The sequence below is a fragment of the Tahibacter aquaticus genome (assembly GCF_004363655.1).
Classification (GTDB): Bacteria; Pseudomonadota; Gammaproteobacteria; order Xanthomonadales; family Rhodanobacteraceae; genus Tahibacter; species Tahibacter aquaticus.
Genome location: NZ_SNZH01000065.1, coordinates 1 through 1,553, shown reverse-complemented (window position 1 = coordinate 1,553; position 1,553 = coordinate 1). Strand labels below are relative to the sequence as shown.

General features: G+C 68.1%; 1 protein-coding gene. It reads left to right on the top strand.

Annotated elements, in window-relative coordinates; genetic code table 11:
* Positions 1-1,553 (top strand): condensation domain-containing protein (locus tag DFR29_RS28790; RefSeq protein ID WP_243746215.1); only part of this gene is annotated, 1,553 nt, incomplete at both ends.

Here is a 1,553-nt window from a genome sequence, read left to right as displayed (position 1 = left end):
GCGCAGGCGCGCGCTGGCTACGCCCCCATCGCGACCATCGGCCGCGACGGTCCGCTGGCGCTGTCGTTTGCGCAGCAGCGCCTGTGGTTCATCGATCGCCTCGAAGGCGGCAGCGCGCAATACAACCTGCCCATTGCCCTGCGTCTGCAGGGCAAGCTGGACCAGGCCGCCCTGCAGCAGGCGCTGGATGCGCTGGTCGCGCGGCATGAAGTGCTGCGTACCGTATATGCGGAAGTGGACGGCGTGGCGCTGCAGCGCATACAGGCGGCTGCGCCGGTGGCGATTGCGCGCGAGGATCTGCGTCAGCTGGATGCGGGCCTGCGCGAGCAGCAGCTGCAGCAGCGCGCCCGCGACGAGGCCTTGCGCCCGTTTGATCTGGCCAGCGACCCCATGCTGCGCTGTCGTCTGCTGCAATTGGGCGAAAGCGACAATGCACTGTTGTTTACCATGCACCATATCGCCTCCGACGGCTGGTCGCTGGGCGTGCTGGTGCAGGAATTCGTCGCGCTCTACGCCGGCCTGGTCAGCGGCCAGGCCGCGCAGCTGCCGGCCCTGCCGGTGCAGTACGCCGACTACGCCGCCTGGCAGCGCGAGCGCCTGCAGGGCGCCCGGCTGCAGCAGCACCTGGATTACTGGCGCACCCAGCTGGCTGGTCTGCCGGTGCTGCATGGCTTGCCGCTGGATCTGCCGCGCCCGGCGCAGCAATGCTTCGACGGCGGGCGTATCGATGTGGAACTCGATGCGCCAACACTGGCGGCCGTCACGGCGCTGGCGCGGCGCCAGGGCGCCAGCCTGTTCATGCTGCTGCAGGCGGCCTTTGCCGTGCTGCTGTCGCGCTGGAGCGGCGAGACCGACATCGTCATCGGCACGCCGATTGCGGGCCGCCTGCATCCGGATGTGGAGCCGCTGATCGGTTTCTTCATCAACACCCTGGTGCTGCGCACCGACCTGTCCGGCGCGCCAAGTTTCGACGCGGTGCTGGCCCAGGCCAAGGCGGCGGCGCTGGCGGCCTACGAACACCAGGAAATTCCGTTCGAAATGCTGGTGGACGAACTCAAGCCCGTACGCAGCCTGAGTCATACGCCGCTGGTCCAGGTGATGCTGACCCTGCAGAACAATGCGCAGAGCGCACTGGAACTGCCAGGACTGAGCCTGGTGCCGATGACGGCGCGCTACGAACAGCTGAAATTCGACCTGCAGCTGGTCGTGGCCGAATCGGCGCAGGGCCTGCGCCTGAGCTGGATTTATGCACAAAGCCTGTTTCGTGCGGAAACCATTGCGCGCATGGCGCAGGGCTTCAGCCAGCTGCTGGCGCAGGTTGCACAGCAGCCGCAGCGGCGCCTGGACGAGCTGGAATGGCTGGACGCCGCGGCAAGCCGCGCGCTGATTGCCGCCGGTGCCGGCAGCGTCGGTACGCTGCAGCGGCACGAGCTGCTGCCGCTGCAATTCGCCGCGCAAGCGCAGCGGACACCGGAGGCGATCGCGCTGGTCAGCGGATCGCAGCAGCTGAGCTATCGCGAGCTGGACGAGAAGTCGGACCGGCTGGCGCGCTA